18 protein-coding genes and 1 pseudogene are annotated in these 18,656 nt (G+C 42.6%); 9 read left to right on the top strand and 10 right to left on the bottom strand.

Translation table 11 applies throughout. The annotated features are described in order from the left end of the window. Positions 1 to 79 precede the first annotated feature (79 nt). Positions 80 to 589, bottom strand: coding sequence for a Crp/Fnr family transcriptional regulator (locus JCM10596_RS18275; RefSeq protein WP_025028369.1), 510 nt, complete (start codon positions 587 to 589; stop codon positions 80 to 82). Between the two features lie 151 nt (positions 590 to 740). Here JCM10596_RS18275 and ric point away from each other — a divergent pair, with 151 nt between their 5' ends. The 8 genes from ric (at position 741) to JCM10596_RS31490 (ending at position 7,121) form a co-directional block, all read left to right on the top strand. Then, entirely contained in the window at positions 741 to 1,457 is a 717-nt protein-coding gene (gene ric / locus JCM10596_RS18270) for an iron-sulfur cluster repair di-iron protein (protein ID WP_025028368.1), read from the top strand. Then, positions 1,447 to 2,745 (top strand): hypothetical protein, encoded by a 1,299-nt coding sequence (locus JCM10596_RS18265; protein ID WP_025028367.1) that lies wholly within the window; start codon positions 1,447 to 1,449, stop codon positions 2,743 to 2,745. Before ric ends, JCM10596_RS18265 begins: the two co-directional genes overlap by 11 nt. Before the next feature lie 49 nt (positions 2,746 to 2,794). Further along, positions 2,795 to 3,100, top strand: a complete 306-nt coding sequence (locus JCM10596_RS18260) for a metal-sulfur cluster assembly factor (protein ID WP_025028366.1) — start codon at positions 2,795 to 2,797, stop codon at positions 3,098 to 3,100. Positions 3,101 to 3,154: 54 nt separating this feature from the next. Next, positions 3,155 to 3,736: a DUF2249 domain-containing protein gene (locus tag JCM10596_RS28895; protein WP_025028365.1), complete on the top strand. Its 582-nt coding sequence runs from the start codon at positions 3,155 to 3,157 to the stop codon at positions 3,734 to 3,736. Positions 3,737 to 3,872: 136 nt separating this feature from the next. Continuing rightward, positions 3,873 to 4,649 (top strand): thiazole synthase, encoded by a 777-nt coding sequence (locus JCM10596_RS18250; RefSeq protein WP_025028364.1) that lies wholly within the window; start codon positions 3,873 to 3,875, stop codon positions 4,647 to 4,649. Between the two features lie 23 nt (positions 4,650 to 4,672). Next, positions 4,673 to 5,809, top strand: a complete 1,137-nt coding sequence (gene thiH / locus JCM10596_RS18245; RefSeq protein WP_025028363.1) for a 2-iminoacetate synthase ThiH — start codon at positions 4,673 to 4,675, stop codon at positions 5,807 to 5,809. 5 nt (positions 5,810 to 5,814) lie between these two features. Continuing rightward, entirely contained in the window at positions 5,815 to 6,765 is a 951-nt protein-coding gene (locus JCM10596_RS26355) for a radical SAM protein (RefSeq protein WP_369345668.1), read from the top strand. Then, on the top strand, positions 6,744 to 7,121 hold the full coding sequence (locus tag JCM10596_RS31490) for an SPASM domain-containing protein (protein WP_369345667.1): 378 nt from the start codon (positions 6,744 to 6,746) through the stop codon (positions 7,119 to 7,121). The genes JCM10596_RS26355 and JCM10596_RS31490 overlap by 22 nt, the downstream gene beginning before the upstream one ends. A 185-nt stretch (positions 7,122 to 7,306) precedes the next feature. Here the strand turns inward: JCM10596_RS31490 and JCM10596_RS18235 are convergent, their stop codons facing one another. From JCM10596_RS18235 to nagZ, 7 genes and pseudogenes are all read right to left on the bottom strand, one after another. Continuing rightward, the gene (locus JCM10596_RS18235) at positions 7,307 to 7,834 is read right to left on the bottom strand and encodes an Imm42 family immunity protein (protein ID WP_025028362.1); all 528 of its coding nucleotides are present in this window, start codon (positions 7,832 to 7,834) and stop codon (positions 7,307 to 7,309) included. 133 nt (positions 7,835 to 7,967) lie between these two features. Beyond that, on the bottom strand, positions 7,968 to 8,237 hold the full coding sequence (locus JCM10596_RS18230) for a hypothetical protein (RefSeq protein WP_148302642.1): 270 nt from the start codon (positions 8,235 to 8,237) through the stop codon (positions 7,968 to 7,970). Between the two features lie 6 nt (positions 8,238 to 8,243). Beyond that, positions 8,244 to 8,669, bottom strand: a complete 426-nt coding sequence (locus JCM10596_RS18225; RefSeq protein WP_148302641.1) for a hypothetical protein — start codon at positions 8,667 to 8,669, stop codon at positions 8,244 to 8,246. A gap of 12 nt (positions 8,670 to 8,681) precedes the next feature. After that, positions 8,682 to 8,906 carry a hypothetical protein gene (locus JCM10596_RS18220; RefSeq protein ID WP_025028359.1) on the bottom strand — a complete coding sequence of 75 codons (225 nt, stop codon included), beginning with the start codon at positions 8,904 to 8,906 and terminating at the stop codon, positions 8,682 to 8,684. Between the two features lie 226 nt (positions 8,907 to 9,132). Continuing rightward, a pseudogene (gene uvrA, locus JCM10596_RS26350) lies at positions 9,133 to 11,995 on the bottom strand (excinuclease ABC subunit UvrA). 5 nt (positions 11,996 to 12,000) lie between these two features. After that, positions 12,001 to 13,980, bottom strand: coding sequence for an excinuclease ABC subunit UvrB (uvrB, locus tag JCM10596_RS18210; protein ID WP_025028358.1), 1,980 nt, complete (start codon positions 13,978 to 13,980; stop codon positions 12,001 to 12,003). Between the two features lie 192 nt (positions 13,981 to 14,172). After that, complete coding sequence (gene nagZ / locus JCM10596_RS18205; protein ID WP_234410555.1) at positions 14,173 to 15,750, bottom strand: beta-N-acetylhexosaminidase; 1,578 nt, start codon at positions 15,748 to 15,750, stop codon at positions 14,173 to 14,175. Positions 15,751 to 15,963: 213 nt separating this feature from the next. On the opposite strand from nagZ, the gene JCM10596_RS18200 reads away from it, so the two are divergent. Beyond that, positions 15,964 to 17,121 carry an iron-containing alcohol dehydrogenase gene (locus JCM10596_RS18200; RefSeq protein ID WP_025028356.1) on the top strand — a complete coding sequence of 386 codons (1,158 nt, stop codon included), beginning with the start codon at positions 15,964 to 15,966 and terminating at the stop codon, positions 17,119 to 17,121. Positions 17,122 to 17,307: 186 nt separating this feature from the next. Here JCM10596_RS18200 and JCM10596_RS28175 read toward each other — a convergent pair whose 3' ends face one another. Then, positions 17,308 to 17,763: a PDZ domain-containing protein gene (locus JCM10596_RS28175; RefSeq protein ID WP_051541375.1), complete on the bottom strand. Its 456-nt coding sequence runs from the start codon at positions 17,761 to 17,763 to the stop codon at positions 17,308 to 17,310. Positions 17,764 to 17,771: 8 nt separating this feature from the next. After that, on the bottom strand, positions 17,772 to 18,611 hold the full coding sequence (locus JCM10596_RS26345; protein ID WP_051541374.1) for a hypothetical protein: 840 nt from the start codon (positions 18,609 to 18,611) through the stop codon (positions 17,772 to 17,774). Between the last annotated feature and the right edge of the window lie 45 nt (positions 18,612 to 18,656).

Genomic DNA, 18,656 nt, shown 5'->3' with positions numbered 1-18,656 from the left:
CAACTTTTTTATCCTCCTATTACAGTTTATGCTTCTTCTTTAGAATCTTCCTTTGGAGTTCTTCGTTACTTGAGGCTGATCACTTTCCATCCCCTCGCAACTTCTTCAACAAACGATTAACCGTTTCCCTGCGAAGTCCAATAAATTGACCAATCTCCTCCTGATTAAGCACATCCTCCAGAAATAGATCTGGAAAATAGCGCTTAAACCATTTTTCCGCTAATTCAAACCGTTCCACTGGTTTTACAGTTGTTAACTGATCAATTCGTTGCTGCATCATACGAAGTTTTTCCTGTAAAACCAATGCAATTTCTTTTAAGCGTTCTGGATTGCTCTCCAGTTCATGGTACCAAATATCACTAGGAATCATTTCCACCTTGCATGGTATGACCACAATCGCTGTTCCAAAATATTCATTGCGATTCATCAAGGAATGATGCGGAAAGATTTCTCCCGGTAATATGAGATTGACCAATGTCGTGGTGCCATCCTCTTTAATCCGTATGATCTTGATCAACCCTTCTTTCAGTTGGTATAAGGCTCCTGTTTCACCCTGATGAAATAAAACATCTCCCCGATTTAACTTCATAACCAACGACTCCTTATCTTCTTATCTTCTTATCTTCTTATCTTCTCCCAAGTATAAATGAAAATAATTCTCAACAATGTGATTATGGTCACTGTGGATAGTACAGGATTGGTTTACATTTAAAGCAAGCTCAAACACAAAAGGAGGATACATCATGCAAGTATTTGATCATACATCTAAAGTTGGAGATATTGTTACTCAATTCCCTCAAGCAAGTGACTTATTCAAAGCATATCGCATTGATTTTTGTTGTGGAGGTAACCGTCCGCTCGGCGAAGTGATCAGTGAAAAAAATCTAAATGAAGAAGAAATATTAAAGCAATTAAATGAAGGCTACGAACAAAAGATTAGCGAAGGACAAAAGCAGCATAACTGGACACAAGCTCCTTATTCTGAGATCATTCGTCACATTATTCATAAACATCATGCCTATCTCTATCAGGAGCTTCCTCAGCTAAGTCCGTATGTAACCAAGGTATTTCGTGTCCATGGAATAAGTCATCCTGAATTGGTTGAGATTCATCGACTCTTCCATGAGCTAAAAACAGAATTAGAGCAGCATTCCATGAAGGAAGAGGAAGTTGTCTTTCCACTAATTCTAGCTTATGAGCACAATCCTGGTGCTGAATCACTACAAAATTTAAAAAATGGAATTGATGAATTACAGAACGAGCACGATCATGCGGGAGATATTCTCAAGCGCATGCGTGAGGTAACAGAAGATTATAAGCTACCTGAGGGTGCCTGCATGACCTACCAAATGACTTTCAAACGTCTACAGGAAATCGAGTCAGACTTGTTTGAACATATTCATCTAGAGAATAACATTTTATTCAAACGAGTGCTAGCCGACATTCATGAACAGTAATCTTACTCACAGTTTAGGTGTAAGCTTTTCTCCAACAACCTCCCAAGCTCCTGGAGTCAAGCTTCCCTTCCTGTTTATTCTAGCTGGGGTGAGCATGTATTTGCTCACTCAGCTTTTCCTTCTTATTTATGGAAGTCAATTGGTAGAAGGGCTTTATCGCACCCCCGCTATTTGGGCTATTGCTCACTTGCTGATCATCGGTTGGGCGACCATGGTATCCATGGGAGCGATGTATCAAATGGTTCCTGTAGCTTTTCAAATTAAAATTTTCTCTGAACGCTTAGGATTTATTCAGTTTGGAGTCATGCTTATAGGAATTGTTGGAATCACAGTCGGTTTCTTTACCTTCTCCAAGCTATGGTTAACGATAGCTGGACCTATCCTAGTCTTAGGTTTCCTTCTTTTTTTACTAAATATGTTTTTATCTCTACGCCAGATTCAGAACTGGAACATCATGACGGCGATGGTCTCTCTATCCCTAGCTTGTCTAGCCTTAACCATCCTTCTTGGACTCTTATTAATGTGGCAGCTGGTTTGGGGAGGTTTGCTTTCGCAGTATCATCTTGCCCTACTCTACTCCCATATCACCTTAGGTCTTGTTGGTTGGTTTAGCCTCTTGATTTTTGGATTTTCGTACAAAATGGTTCCTATGTTTGCTCTGGCACATGGCTACTCTATGGAGTTGGGTGTACCTGTCTTGCTCACATTCTTAAGTGGCATGTTGGGGATCACGACGGCTTATTTTATTTCCTCACCTGTTTTATTACTATGCGGGGCTTTATTACTCCATCTCGCCTTTCTGCTCTTTGCCTACCATATCTGGATCATTATGCGTAAAAGAATGAAAAGATATCCTGATCTAGGATTTAAGTATGCACTAGCTGCCATCCTAGCTGTTGTCCTTGCTTCTTTGCTTTTTATCATCATTCTGGGTAAATATGCTACCTATGGAACCCTCGTCACCACAGAGATGATTGCCTTGGTTTATTTCTTTTTATTAGGCTGGGTCTCCTTAAGTATTCTGGGCTACCTATTTAAAATTGTTCCCTTTTTATGGTGGACAGCTAAATATAGCAAGGAAATTGGCAGATCAGATGTCCCTACGCTAAAAGATATGATCAATGAGCGCGCAGGCTCTTGGTTTTTCCCAGGATTTATTCTTGCCACTCTGCTTGTCGCCGCTGGCATATGGTTCCAATCTGCCGTCCTTTTTCAAACAGGTCAAGGATTGCACACCCTGGGAGCTATTTTCTATTCTTGGCTTATTTTCTCCGTGTTCTATAAATAACCTAGAAAAAATAACACTCTGCTTACATGATTGGAGGGAGGCAAGTCACATGAACAAAAACCTGGAACAAAAAATCATTCAGCAATTAAAGCAAGTCCTAGATCCCGAATTAGGCATCAATGTCTATGATCTAGGGTTAATTTATAGCATTTCCAAGCAGGACGACGCGGTCACCATTAAAATGACGTTAACCACTCCCGGTTGCCCACTACACGATAGCATCACTTCAGGTGTACAACACGCCGTTGCTAAACTAGAGGAAGTCCATGAAGTGAAGATTGATCTGGTGTGGACTCCAGCTTGGAATCCAACGCTCATGTCCCCCATCGCCAAAACTCTGTTGGGGTGGGGTTAATCCCTTGGAATCATACCTAGCGCATAACAAACCTAACACAAGGAGGTGGTCCACGTGCAGAAAAGCAAAATCGTGGAGTTAGATGTACGTGAAGCCTTAAAAAAAAAAGAAGATCCTTTCAAAAAAATTATGGATGCTGTAGCAACCTTGGAGGAAGGAGATCAGTTCATTTTACATGCCATCTTCAAACCTCGTCCCCTGCTATTTGTCCTTGGATCGAAGGGGTTTACTCATGAGATCGAGAAGCGAGCCGAGGATCATTGGGTGGTTACCTTCAGCAAAAAGAAACGAAAGTTTTCATTTTCCAAGCTATTTCAATCCAAGAAGAAAGAGCTTCCCGAGACTCCGCCTGTCTATCATATGGCTGATGAGCAGGATGACATTAGCCAATCGTTAGAGAAAGATCTCGTGCAGGAAGGGAAGGTCTATCACCTAGATAATCGTGGATTAGAACCCCCTAAGCCAATGATGCGAACCCTTCTTCAGCTTTCACGAATGAAATCAGGTGAACAGTTAAAGATCATCAACGAACGAGTGCCTGTTTATTTATTCGAAGAGCTTCAACAGCTTGGCTATGATTACAGCTATGATCAAAAAGAAGAAAACATCGTTCATATTACCATTACCAAGAGGTAGGAGTTGGCTCCTGCTTCTTTTTTTTGTGATCTATCTCATAGCACAGTTCGGTTGACTCCCCTATAATCTTGATGAAACAAGAGTCGAATCTGCACAGATGATGTGACAAAAAACATAGATATAGGAGGGAAAAGAGATGAATGATCTTTTACGCATAGATAACAAGCAGTTAACAAGCCGCTTGTTTTTAGGCAGTGGAAAATTTACAAGCTATGCTCAAATGACCAATGCCATTATCTCTTCTGGCACTCAAGTAGTGACTGTAGCGTTACGCAGAGTCGATTTACAGAGCCAAGCAGATAACATTTTAAGCCATATTCCTGAGGATATTATTCTACTTCCTAACACCTCGGGAGCAAGAAACAGTGAGGAAGCCATACGCATTGCCAGAATGGCTCGTGCCTGCGGGATGGGGGATTGGATCAAAATCGAAGTGATTGCAGATCAAAAGTACCTCCTACCAGACAACGCTGAAACCATTAAGGCAACAGAAGCCTTGGTTAAGGAAGGATTTGTCGTCTTGCCTTACATGAACCCTGACTTAATGGTAGCCAAGCATTTAGAGGAGGTTGGGGCGGCGGCTGTGATGCCTCTCGGTGCTCCTATTGGTACCAACCGTGGATTAGAAACCCTTGAAATGATAAAAATCATGATCGAAGAAGCTAATGTCCCCATTATTGTCGATGCAGGGATCGGTAAGCCTTCTCAGGCTGCACAAGCTATGGAGCTAGGTGCAGCTGCTGTCTTGGTTAATACAGCCATTGCCACCGCAGATAGTCCTATCCTTATGGCAAAAGCTTTTGCCCATGCCGTTCAAGCAGGAAGAAAGGGCTATATAGCAGGGCTTGGACCTATCTCATCTTCTGCACATGCCTCTTCTCCTCTAACCGGCTTCTTGACAGAAACTTCTTGAGTGAAGATGAAAGGAGATCATTCATGACATTTTATTCGATCTATGAACGCTTAAAAACGATAGATTTTGAAGCGTTTTTTGCATCTACAACCACAGCCCAAGTGCAGAGAGTACTAGAAAAGGAGGTTTTAGAGGAAACAGATTTTCTTCTTCTTCTATCTCCAGCTGCTGAACCTCTGCTAGAGGAAATGGCTCGTAAAGCCCAGCGCTTAACTGTACAGCATTTTGGACGAGTTATTCTACTCTATACACCACTCTATGTTGCAGACTATTGTGTAAATCACTGCGTCTATTGCAGCTTTAGCGTGATTCATCCCTTTGAACGCCAAAAGCTAACCATGGCACAAATTGAACAAGAAGCCATCAAGCTGCGTGAAACGGGGATTCAGCATGTCTTGATCTTGACGGGGGAATCTCCACAGCATACACCTGTTTCTTATCTGATCCAATGTGTGGAGGTATTAAAAAACTATTTCCCCTCCATTTCCATTGAGGTACAGCCCTTAGAAACAAATGAATACAAACAGCTTGTTGACAGTGGAGTCGATGGGCTTGTGGTCTACCAAGAGGTGTACAACGAAGAAACCTATAAATCTCTACACCTCAAAGGACCGAAACGCCTCTATCTCTATCGGTTGGATACGGCTGAACGTGCCTGTCAGGCAGGGATGCGCCAGGTCAACATTGGAGCATTGCTAGGCTTAGATGATTGGCGGAAGGAAGCTTTTTTCTCAGGAATGCACGCGCATTATTTACAGCACAACTATTTTGGAACAGATATCTGTCTCTCCCTGCCGCGTATTCGCCCTAATTTGGGTTGCTTTAACCCGCATTCAGAAGTACAAGACAAGCATCTGGTACAAATTCTGTTGGCTACTCGACTCTTTCTGCCACGAGTGGGAATTTCTTTATCTACCCGAGAACGAGCAGAGCTACGTGATCAACTGATTCCTCTAGGAGTCACACGGATGTCATCTGGTTCATCTACTACTGTCGGAGGCTATGCTTCCTCTAATGATACAGCCCATTCTCAGTTCCAGACATCTGATGAACGTTCAACACAAGAAGTCTATCATCAAATTATAGCCCAGGGATACCAACCTATCTTCAAGGACTGGGGAAGCCCTCTGGATGTTACTCTTAGACATGAAAGGAAGTAGACAGGATGTCAAATCATTGGGTTCCCTCCCGCTATACCTTTAGTGCAAAATTATTAGATAAAGGTAGAATCCTCTATAATTCATATACGGGTGCGATCAGCCTTGCTTCCCCTGAAGAAGAAGAAAAGGTTCAATTTATTTTAGCAGCTGGAATCGATCATGACGGGCGATGTGATCTAGCAAAAGATATGTGTGAATCCGGATTCCTTGTTCCGTCTGGGACAAAAGAATTTGAGAGAGCAGAGGAGTTACACCAAGCGCTCAAAGCAGAAAAATCCTCCCATCTCGTCCTCCTAACCACAGAGGCCTGTAATTTCCGCTGTAGCTATTGCTATCAGACATTTGCCCAAGGCATGATGACCGAAGAAACGATACAGGGGCTAAAAGCGCATGTTGCTCAGTCCGTCCAGCACTTGGAGCATTTGTCGATCAGCTGGTTCGGAGGAGAACCTCTTCTCGCTTATGAATCCATTATCGAGCTATCCGATTCCTTCTTAAAAAGCTGTGCCGAAAACCATGTAAGCTACTCAGCAGATATGTCCACCAATGGCTATTTTCTGACCAAAGAAAGATGTAAAGAGCTACTAAAACGCAATGTTCGGCGCTATATGATCACACTGGATGGAGTAGGAGAAGTGCATGATCGAAGAAGAACGTTAGTTGGCGGAAGCGGCACCTACGAAAAAATTATTCATCAGCTAAAAGAAATCCAAGAGCTTGATGATTCCTTTGTGATTGATCTTCGAGTGAATTTTGATGAAGAAAATGTAGAAGACATCCCAGAACTCTTAAGAACACTTGCCGACTTGTTCGGAGATGATCCTCGTTTTCAGCTCCTACTCCGACCCGTTGGACGTTGGGGAGGAACCAAGGATCAGCATATCCCAGTCTGTGACAGAACAGCATCAGATAAGCATCTCTGGAGCTTAACCGAATGCGGTGTACAACAAGGCTGAAGCTAAGTGATACCATTGCCGACACACTCATGCCTTCTGGAGCCGTGTGCTATGCAGCGAAGCCCAACTCATTTATCGTGGGGGCTGACGGACAACTCTATAAATGCTCCGTGGCATTTGAGGAGGAAATGAATCAGGTAGGAAAGCTCCAGCACGATGGGACAATGGAGCTTGATCTGGACAAAATGGCTCTCTGGACAATCGGTGGAGAAGAGCAAGATGTTGGTTGTCAGAACTGTTATTTTCGCCCCGCCTGTCAGGGGAATCACTGTCCCTTATATCGTATGCGTACCAAAAAACGTCCCTGTCCGCATGAAAAAAGGAAACTGAAACAGGTGTTGAATCTGTTGTGCTAGGAGCTAACTGAATGAAAGCGAGGTGATATCTATGAAGAAGATTCGTCAAGGTGTATCCCCTACTCAAGCACTTAAAAAAGGGACACTGTTAAAGTCTGTGCCTGGGAATTTGAAGTAGGAATACAAAGAAAAGAAACCATGAAAGGCGGTTTATTGCCAATCTCGGTTTCTTTTTTGTTTCTTGACTACTTTCGTGTTATTGAGGTTTCCTTTTCGTACAACTCATCAAGTAATTTAAAAGCCTTTGATATCACACTATCAAACTTTCCGGATTCAATACTAACTTCATGTAAAAATTCATTTTCAGTTGAACCTAGTTTTTGAATAATAAAACGTGATTTATTTTCATATTCAATAAGGAATATTTTCCACTCATTAAAAATATCTATAGGTAATCCTATATCAAAACGAGCCCAGGATTCATCAATTGCTAAACTATCATATTTTGGGTCACCACTATATAAACCTCCATTTAAACGATTAAATAGCTCTAGAAGTGATAATTTAAACAAAATTTCGTGATTTCGATTTCCGTTGTCTCTAATAAGTTGTTGTAATAAAAACAATATATCACGTAAGGATGTTCCCAGATCATAGTCACCAACACGTTTTCCATCAATCCAATAACAAAATCTACCGAATAACCACTCCCCTCCATACTCTTTATTAAGCTCATATTCAATTCCAAATTCCGATTTATTCCCTATTAACATGATGCTTCCCCTTTATTAATATTTAATTCCAAGTTGCTTTCGAACATCATTCGGTAATTTCTCTATGCTTATTTCTCCTGCAAAATGCACTCCTCCAGCGTTATCACTAAAATATTGATATATTTTACCATCCTTATTTACACCATACCAAGTCCCCATTCCACCACGAAGGATGATACGGACTATTTTTCAAAGTTGGTGATGGAGTAGAACTTCCCTTTCCAGTCAACTTCTTCACTTTAGAAATTTTTGCAGGATTAAACAAATCTGCTCCATAATAACCAATCATCTCTGCTTTTCGATCTGCATCAGCACAATCAAATATGACACCAACCATAAGTAAATGATTGGTGTCGAAGATTTTTCCTTTTTTCCGCTGTCTACTTGACTGGGGGCAATTCACTTAAATCTAGGTGCAGTATATTTTGAATGCCAGCTTTAATCTATTTGCAACATTAAATTCTTGCACATAAACTTCAAAATAAGTTGTGTCAAAAGCACGAATTTCTATAAGTGCTTCTTCATGTTGAAGTCCCTTATCTTCTTCTGTTTTCGGAAGTTTTTCCATATCCCATTGGATATTATCATGTTTGGTCGCAATAAAAACACAAGATAAAAATTGCTCAACTTTTTTTGACGCATTGATCAAATCTTCAGTACAATCAAATCTACTAATGGGGGATTTGAAAATTTCCTCTGAATGATTATAATAGTCCACATCAAACACATACCAATACAATGTCCTTGATTCCGTATTAATTACTGAAAGAATATCTGCCATTTGCTCTCCTAGACATGAAAACTCCTGAGACTCTTTTGTTTTTACAATCTTCAATATATCCATATATCACCTCGAGATCGGTCCTCCACGTTTTTTCGTTCCACCTGTTGAATTATTTTCATAATAATGGTCATGGGGATTTGTATGGTCTTTCCTGCCATGATCAGTCCAGTCCGTATCCTTGATATAATCACCATTTTCTCCCCACTCTCTTGTCTGACGATAGTTTCCTTTTCGTCCTTCTTTTTCTTCGATCTGCATCAGCAAAATCAAATTATGTATCGAGTCCATCTAATTTTATGCGATTGAACCTACATCACTATCCCTACTTAACCCAAATGGGTTCTCATATAGTATAGCCCATTGCTATCAGTCATGACATCCTATCCCACATTACATTGAAAAAGGTGTTTAGAGTTATTATATGAATTCTTCTGATATCTTTAAGTTTTTCTAGTCGATTAGTAGCATAGAAAAAAGCCCCAACCCACAAAGGTCAGAGCTTTATTCCTTATTCCTATCCCGTCTGAACAGAATATTTCTCTTCCATTCTCTTACGATCTCTTTCCAGAACAGGCTTAAGGAAATATCCTGTATAGGATTCCTCTACCTGACAAATCTCTTCAGGAGTTCCTGTAGCGATAATAGTTCCTCCTCTTACTCCTCCTTCAGGTCCTAGGTCGAGAACATAATCGGCTGTCTTGATCACGTCAAGGTTATGCTCAATCACTAGGACACTGTCGCCATTTTCGACAAGCCTTTGGAGAACTTCGAGCAAGCGATCAATGTCAGCAATGTGTAAGCCTGTTGTCGGTTCATCCAGAATATATAAGGTTCTTCCCGTACTGCGACGATGTAATTCGGAGGCAAGCTTGACACGCTGAGCTTCTCCTCCAGATAAGGTCGTTGCGGGCTGACCTAGACGCATGTAGCCTAAGCCTACATCGACAAGCGTATCAATTTTTCGCTTGATTTTGGGGATGTTCTTGAAGAACTCAGAGGCATCCTCAATAGTCATGTCCAGAATGTCTGAGATATTTTTCCCCTTGTACTTCACATCCAGCGTTTCACGATTATATCTTTTTCCTTTACACACTTCACAAGGAACATAGACGTCTGGAAGGAAGTGCATCTCGATTTTAATAATTCCATCTCCACGGCAGGCTTCGCAACGCCCGCCTTTGACGTTAAAGCTAAAGCGCCCTTTCTTGTAGCCTCTCATCTTGGCTTCATTGGTGGCAGCAAATACATCACGAATGTCGTCAAAGACCCCAGTATAGGTTGCTGGATTGGAGCGTGGTGTACGTCCAATCGGAGACTGGTCAATATTAACCACCTTATCCAGATGTTCGGTCCCTGTGATCGTCTTATGCTGACCTGGCTTTGCCTTGGAACGGTAGTATTCTTTCATTAAGCTTTTTAATAAAATCTCGTTAATTAAAGTACTTTTACCCGATCCAGATACACCGGTCACACAGGTGAACACTCCAAGAGGAATCTTGGCATTGACGTTTTTCAGGTTATTTTCCTTAGCCCCTTTGACCTCCAGCCATTTGCCATTCGGCTGACGACGTTCGGCAGGAAGGGAGATAAATTTTTCACCACTAAGGTATTGCCCTGTGATAGAAGCATTGTTCTTCATTACTTCGGCAGGCGTTCCTTCAGCAATGATGGTTCCTCCATTCACACCCGCTCCCGGACCAATATCAATGATGTAGTCCGAAGCAAGCATGGTGTCCTCATCATGCTCCACGACGATCAAGGTATTCCCTAGGTTTCTCATATGCTCAAGTGTTTGAATCAGTCGGGCATTATCTCGCTGATGTAGACCAATGGAAGGCTCATCCAAGATGTAGAGAACGCCCATCAAGCGTGAACCTATTTGAGTAGCCAGACGAATCCGTTGAGCTTCTCCCCCGCTAAGGGTTCCTGCCGCTCTTTGCAGGGTGAGATAATCTAGTCCCACATTGACTAAGAAGCCGAGGCGCTCCTCAATTTCTCGAAGGATCAGATGGGCAATCATTTTCTCTTTTTCATTTAATTCAAGAGTGGAGAAGAACTCCTTCGCTTCTCCCACTGAAAGTCTTGTAATATAGGAGATGTTTTTCTCATGAACAGTTACAGAGAGAGATTCCTTCTTCAAGCGATCTCCTTTACAAGTAGGGCAGGACTTCTGACTCATATAGGCTTCTAGCTGTTCCCGAACATAATCTGAACCTGTTTCCTTGTATCTTCGTTCAACCTGATTCACCACTCCCTCGAAGCTCACCTGTCTCTCACGAACCTGTCCAAATTCATTCTCATAACGGAAAAAGAATTTTTCCCCTTTGCTGCCATACAAAAGAATCTCTTGATGCTCTTTCGAGAGTTGTTCAAAAGGAACTTCTTGTTCGATCCCGTAGTGGTCACAGATGGCTTGCAGAAGCTGACCATAATAATTGGAGGAAGACCCCTCCACGTGGTAATGGCATCCTCCTTTAAGCTCTTCGAAACATCAGGAATGACAAGGTCGGAATCTACCTCCAGCTTATTTCCTAATCCATCACAGGTAGGACAAGCTCCAAATGGACTGTTAAAGGAAAACATACGAGGCTCTAGTTCATCAATACTAAATCCACATTCTGGGCAAGCAAGGTTGGAGCTGAAGAGGAGCTCTTCTTCTCCTATTACATCTACTAGAACCTTCCCATCAGAAATCTTTAATGCTGTTTCAATTGAATCTGCTAGGCGAGAATGGATATCCTCTTTGATCACAATTCGATCGATCACTACTTCAATAGAATGTTTTTTGTTTTTCTCCAGAGAGATGTCCTCAGACAAATCTCTCACTTCCCCATCCACACGAACACGAACAAAGCCCTGCTTACGGATCTCATCCAAGACCTTGACATGCTCGCCCTTGCGCCCTTGGATGACAGGAGCTAGAATTTGCAGCTTTGTTTTTTCAGGGTACTCCATAATTCGGTCCACCATTTGTTCCACTGTCTGTGAAGTAATTTCAATTCCATGCTCAGGACAATGAGGACGACCAATACGGGCAAATAACAATCGCAGGTAATCATAGATTTCCGTCACCGTTCCGACTGTCGAGCGTGGATTACGACTCGTGGTTTTTTGATCAATCGAAATGGCTGGAGATAATCCGTCAATCGAATCTACATCAGGTTTATCCATTTGACCTAGGAATTGTCTGGCATACGCGAGAGGGATTCCACATAACGGCGTTGTCCCTCGGCATAGATCGTATCGAAGGCTAAGGATGATTTCCCTGATCCAGATAATCCTGTTAAGACAACCAGCTTATTTCTAGGTATCGTCACATCAATATTTTTTAGATTATGAGCCCTAGCTCCTTTAATCACAATATTCTCCATACTCACATTACTCATCCTTCCGCTTTCAACTCTAATATGAGGTCTCGCAACTCAGCCGCTCTTTCAAATTGAAGATTCTTCGCTGCATCCTTCATCTCTTTTTCTAGTCTTTCAATCATTCCGGCACGATCCTTCTTCGACATTTTGCTAAGATTAGGAACCGCTTCATACTCTGCCGGTGATTCCGCTACCTTCGTCGCTTCGATTACGTTATAGACAGGCTTCACAATGGTTTGCGGGGTAATTCCATGCTCTTTATTGTAGGCCATTTGTGTTTCTCTACGGCGCTGTGTTTCATCCAGCGCTATTTGCATGGAGTTTGTGATGCGATCGGCATACATAATCACATGTCCATTGGCATTTCTAGCCGCACGTCCAATGGTTTGGATCAGAGAGCGTTCCGAACGTAGGAACCCTTCCTTATCCGCATCTAGAATAGTGACAAGAGACACTTCAGGAATATCTAATCCTTCTCTTAACAGGTTAATTCCGATCAGGACATCAAAAACACCTAGTCGCAATTCCCGAATTATATGGAGTCGTTCAAGGGTTTTGATTTCCGAATGAAGGTATCTGACTTTGATTCCTATTTCCTTCAGATAATCAGTTAGATCTTCACTCATCTTTTTCGTTAGAGTGGTTACTAAGACTCTTTCATTAACCGCCACTCTCTCTTGAATTTCTCCTATTAAATCATCTATTTGCCCTTTGATCGGTCGAACATCAATCACTGGATCAATTAACCCTGTTGGTCGAATAATTTGCTCAATGACCTTCGGATTTTTCTCTAATTCATAAGGACCAGGGGTCGCAGAAACATAAATAATCTGCTTAATATGCTTCTCAAATTCTTCAAAGCGCAGAGGGCGGTTATCTGCGGCTGACGGCAGACGGAAGCCATGTTCAATTAGAATTTGCTTTCTGGCTTGGTCCCCATTATACATCCCTCTAATTTGGGGAATGGTTACATGTGACTCATCGATGACGATCATGAAATCCTCGGGAAAATAATCAAGTAGGGTATACGGCGTAGAGCCTGCTGGGCGATTGGTCAGGTGTCTAGAGTAGTTTTCAATCCCTGAGCAGAAACCCATCTCCTGCATCATCTCTAGATCATAACGAGTACGCTGTTCTAGGCGCTGTGCCTCCAACAGCTTGCCATTCTCTCGCTGTTCTTGCAGCCGTAGCTCTAGTTCTGCTTCTATGCTTTGAATCGCAATCTTCATCTTTTCTTCTCTGGTTACGAAGTGAGAGGCTGGAAAGATGGCTACATGCTCACGTTCACCCAAAATCTCACCTGTGAGGACATCAATCTCTGTCATCCTTTCGATCTCATCACCAAAAAACTCGACTCGAATCGCTTGCTCATCCTTAGAAGCTGGAAAAATCTCAACCACATCTCCACGTACTCGAAAGGTTCCGCGATGGAAGTTAATATCGTTTCTTTCGTACTGAATGTCGATTAGTTTCCTCAAGACATCATCTCGGCTTCGCTCTACTCCTGTTCTGAGCGAAAGAACCAGCTCCCGATACTCTTCGGGAGATCCTAAACCATAGATACAAGAAACACTGGCAACGATGATCACATCTCTACGCTCAAATAAGGAGCTTGTTGCCGAGTGGCGCAGCTTGTCAATTTCATCATTAATGCTGGCATCTTTTTCGATATATGTATCTGAATGGGCGATGTAGGCTTCTGGCTGATAGTAATCATAATAGCTGACAAAATATTCAACCGCATTATGGGGAAATAGCTCCTTCAACTCACTATGTAGCTGAGCCGCTAGGGTTTTGTTATGGGCAATGACGAGCGTGGGGCGGTTGACCTTAGAAATGACTTGAGCCATCGTAAACGTTTTTCCCGTTCCCGTAGCTCCTAGTAAGGTTTGGTGCTTCACATTGGCTTGAAGCCCTTGAATGATTTGTTCAATCGCCCTTGGCTGGTCCCCCTGTGGAGAATATTTCGATACTAATTGAAAGGATTGTTCCATAATGAAAACTCCTATCTTCATGAACTTTAACTAGCTTCCTCTATCCTGAACTGTCTGTGTACTTATCATACTGTAGATTATAGCACAGAAAAGGAGCAAAATGACAACTTTTAACGAATATATGTTCTATCTTTTTTTATTAGCTAGACCTTTGCTCCTCTCTTCTTCTCTTCTCAACTATCCTTATTCCACTCAGAGCGGGAGCGTAAACGGAAGAGTGCCTCTCGCTTCTGCTTCTCCTACTAAGACTTTGGCTAAGGAATGCAAAGCAAGAGGTCTGCTCTCATAGGTCGTCAGATAGGTTTGTACCTGAGGGAAATGAAGAAGATCGGTTGGATTGCGTAATGCAACCACGATCAATGAATCTCCTTTTCGTGTAGAAAGCTCCTTAATCAGTTGGATCTGTTCAGGGTAGTCTCCTGCATTAAAGCTTGTTAGGATAATCTGCTCATACGACTCACACTCAGCAAGAATGGTTTGAATCCCCTCTTCACTCGGAGAGAGCGAAACGATTCTTTCTCTTACCTTCGCTTGAAGAGAAGCTAATACCTGAGCCAGCCGCTCCTGCGGATGAACCATCTCATCTACCTCTGTTGTCACCTCCTGCTGGACCCAAATCACAAGCGTTTCTTGATTTCTAGTAAGCGGAAGCGAACCCTTTCCTTTCACCAGCGTGATACTTTGTTCGCTCAGCCTCTGGGCAATCACCAGCGCTTCTCTCGTCTGAAGAAGTGCCTCACATTCTGCCCAAGCTGGGGTGATCTGCCCCATGCTTCTTCTTTCCTTCAAAGCGAAAATCCGCCTGACAGATTGATCGATTCTTTCTTCAGCTATTCTCCCATTTTGCACTGCCTGAACAAGCGCTTCGATCGCTCCTTTTTGCCGATCAGCACGATGACTGTAGAGCAGGAGATCAACACCTGCCTCAACCGCTCGAATAGCAGCTTCATCTGACCCATAGTAGCTGGCAATAGCTTTCATCTCTAGACAATCGGTAATAATGACTCCATCATATTGAAGCTCATTTCTCAGTAATCTTCCAATCGCTTGAGGTGATAGAGTAGCAGGAAGCTCTGGTTCTAATGCAGGGAAAACAATATGAGCTGTCATCACCGCATCCACTCCTTGCTGAATCACCTGACGGAAAGGGAGAAGCTCTACTTCTAGCAAATGCTGCACATCATGAGCTATAGTAGGTAAATCGAGATGTGAATCAATCTGCGTATCTCCATGTCCAGGAAAATGCTTAATTGTAGCTGCAACCCCTGACTCCTGATAGCCCTTTACTGCCGCACAGCCCATTTCTCCCACTAGCTTCGGATCTTCTCCATACGCCCGAACACCAATCACTGGATTTAAGGGATTATTAAATAGATCCAAGCAAGGGGCAAAATTCAGATTGATCCCTAGACAGCGCAGCTCTTGACCTGTGATTTTTGCCGCTTCATACACTCCTCTTCGATCTCCCGTTGCTCCAAGTGCCATATTCCCAGGCATTAAGGTGATATTATCTATGATTCTCGAAACCACTCCTCCCTCTTGATCAATGGAAATAAATAAGGGAGGCATCTTATTTTCCCTTGCTGTTTGCTGTAGTTGACGGGAAAGGGAATGGATTTGTTCCGTCCGCTCTATATTTCTACTAAAATAAATGACACCGCCTATATAATTCTCTGTGATAAATTGAATGATTTCCTGTGATGGACTTGTTCCTTCGAAGCCGCAAATCAGCATTTGTCCTATTTTTTGCCGTAAACTAAGCTCTTCCATCTTCATTCTCCTATTAACACCTCCAACAATAATGTCCCTATTTTAACCGCTCCTTCACCCATATAAACTTGTTGCTCATAAAATGCTCTTATTTCTATTTGCTAAAAGCATTTGATACAATGATAGGAGATTCACCTCTCTTCGCTTGTGTTCCTTTTTCACCTTATCTTTACTTCAAAACTTCTAATTGACTTCATAAAGGAGGAAAATACCATGCTTACATTTAACTACTACAATCCAACTGAAATTTTATTTGGCAAGGGACAGCTTGAACAGCTTTCTAAAAAAGTATCTGAGTTTGGTAAAAAGGTTTTATTAGTCTATGGTGGAGGAAGTATTAAGCGCTTTGGCTTATACGATGAGGTGCTGCGTAAGCTTGATGAGGCAGGTGCCGATGTATTTGAATTGGGAGGCGTGGAGCCTAATCCAAGGTTAAGCACAGTACATAAAGGAATAGATATTTGTCAACGTGAAGGCATCGACCTGATCCTGGCAGTAGGGGGAGGCAGTGTTGTCGACGCGGCTAAAGCCATGGCTGTAGGTGCTAAGTATGAGGGGGATGTCTGGGATTTCTATGACCGAAAAGCCGTCGCTAAGGACGCTCTCCCGCTTGGCGTTATTCTGACTCTTTCAGCGACTGGATCAGAGATGAATAGAGGAAGTGTTGTGACTCATTGGGAGCTTCAAGAAAAAAGAGGGGCTAGTACGACCTTCCCTTCCTTTTCGATCTTAGACCCAACCTATACCTTTACGGTTCCGCAGGATCAGACTATTTATGGCATTGTGGATATGATGTCCCATGTTTTTGAGCAATATTTTAGTCATACCTCTGATGTTCCTCTGCAAAGCAGATTTTGTGAATCGGTACTGAAAACCATCATTGAAAACGCCCCTCTGGCTCTCGAAAATCCTGAGAACTATGAGGCACGTGCCAACCTGATGTATTGCGGCACGATGGCATTAAATGGACAAATCTCTCATGGCATGTTAGGGGATTGGGCAAGTCATGGAATCGAGCATGCGGTAAGTGCAATCTATGATATTCCCCATGCTGGTGGACTCGCCATCCTCTTCCCCAATTGGATGAAATATGTCTTCACAGAAAACCTTGAACGCTTTGCTCAATTTGCTGTAGAAGTCTGGGGAATTGAAGCTGCTAACAAAACAACGGAAGAGCTTGCACTAGCAGGAATTGAAGCGACTCGAAGCTTCTTTACCAAGATTGGGGCTCCTGAACGCTTAGCTGATTACCAGATTGGTGAGGAACACCTAATGACGATCGCAGAAAAAGCAACGGTATTCGGACCGATCGGAAACTTCAAAAAACTAAGCACAGAAGATGTCTATCATATCTTAAAAATGAGCGTATAGTTTTCAAGAAAAACGGCGCTAAAAAACTCGGCTTTTGCCGAGTCCTTTTTGTTTTGGTGTTTTTATGAAGCTTACTCCCTCCAACTGACGGCAGGGGAATACCTATCCTCCATTCCAACGCTCATCGCTTAACTTCCATTTCGGACAGGTATTCCCCTGCCTAGCTTGTCCTTTTAACCTTTTAGATCATAGCGCTTTACTTTGATCCTGATTAAGCTCTTGATGATTTTTATTTTTCCGAATCAGCCTCTGACGTAGAAGCTGAAGAAGATTCTGCCTCTTCTGTGCCATATAATAAGGGATTTCATCATCTGGTGCAAGGATCACGCCTAGCTGATGATGGTCCGTTTCATACAGTGAGCTTTTAGCAAATTTAAGATGACCCTCTAAATTAATAACCTCCAGCTTACAAAAAGCCAGATTACATGTTAATGCCTGATACAGCTCTTTTCTCTCCTTGACAGCCATTCCATTGACCTTAACAATCACTTCTCCTGCCCGTAGCCCCATCTTTTCAGCAGGGCTATAAGGGATCACTGCCAATATTTTCACTCCATCTCTAGGATGCACATAATACGGTGGGTGCTTCCCTTCTTTCCATCTGCTGTATACGGCTAGAGCTTCATGACCTCCAATCGCCACAAGAAGAGTTAATACACTAAGCTAGGTGCATATTGAGTAGCAACTGCCATTCCCAGTAATAGAAGACTATAGGCAGCTAAGCCTTGTGCCATAAATTTCGCCTTCTGTTCTGGTCTGGATGAAGTGACCTGTTCTGAAAAAACCAACACGGCTGGCACAAGAAGCAGAGAATACACAGCAGTAGAGGAAGTCGTAAAGAACGGCCACCCTTGGTACAATACGGGAAGTGTAGCTTGTCCACCTTCAACCAGTACAAAGACCGGTACAAGCCAAAAATGCTGTAGCTGATAACCGCCGACAAGCTTTCCTCTTTTCCCCTCCAGATAAATAGGTGTACCTCGTTTGCTTCCTGCTAGGAAAATAAGGAGGGCTTCGATCAGATGAAGAAGCGCAACAAAAGCAAAAAGAGAAGGTAAAGAAATGCTATTGAGCTGACCCCAAACCTCACTTAGCCAGACAATGTCAGCCCCCTGTGGAAACCAACGGGCAACTAAGACAGCTCCTCCAAGGATGGCTCCAGAATAGGCAAAACATAAATAACGCACATGAAAAAGCATCAGGACGAAAGCAATTCCCCATAAATAGAGCAAAGGAACTGTAGAAAAGACCACACCCGAGCCCAAGATAAGGATGGAAACGAGTAGTCCTCCCAAAAGTCCATAAAAGACAGAGTGAAGTATGCCCTCTGCCACTGTATGCAGACGTGCGCTAAAGAGCTTACGTTCTAGATCAATCTGCCTTTGCCATTGAAGCGCAATGATGCCCAGCATGACATAAGGAAAAGGGGACAGAAAAAAGGATGGAATAGCATGAATCAACGCTTCTAGCCATTGTAGCAAACCATTCATCACTTCTGTCCCCTTTCCATTTCACCTTCTATTTTTAAACGATTC

It is taken from the genome of Caldalkalibacillus mannanilyticus JCM 10596 (assembly GCF_000615945.1).
GTDB lineage: Bacteria > Bacillota > Bacilli > Caldalkalibacillales > JCM-10596 > Bacillus_AT > Bacillus_AT mannanilyticus.
Note: the sequence above shows the minus strand (reverse complement) of the source record. Positions and strands in the feature narration are given on the sequence as shown.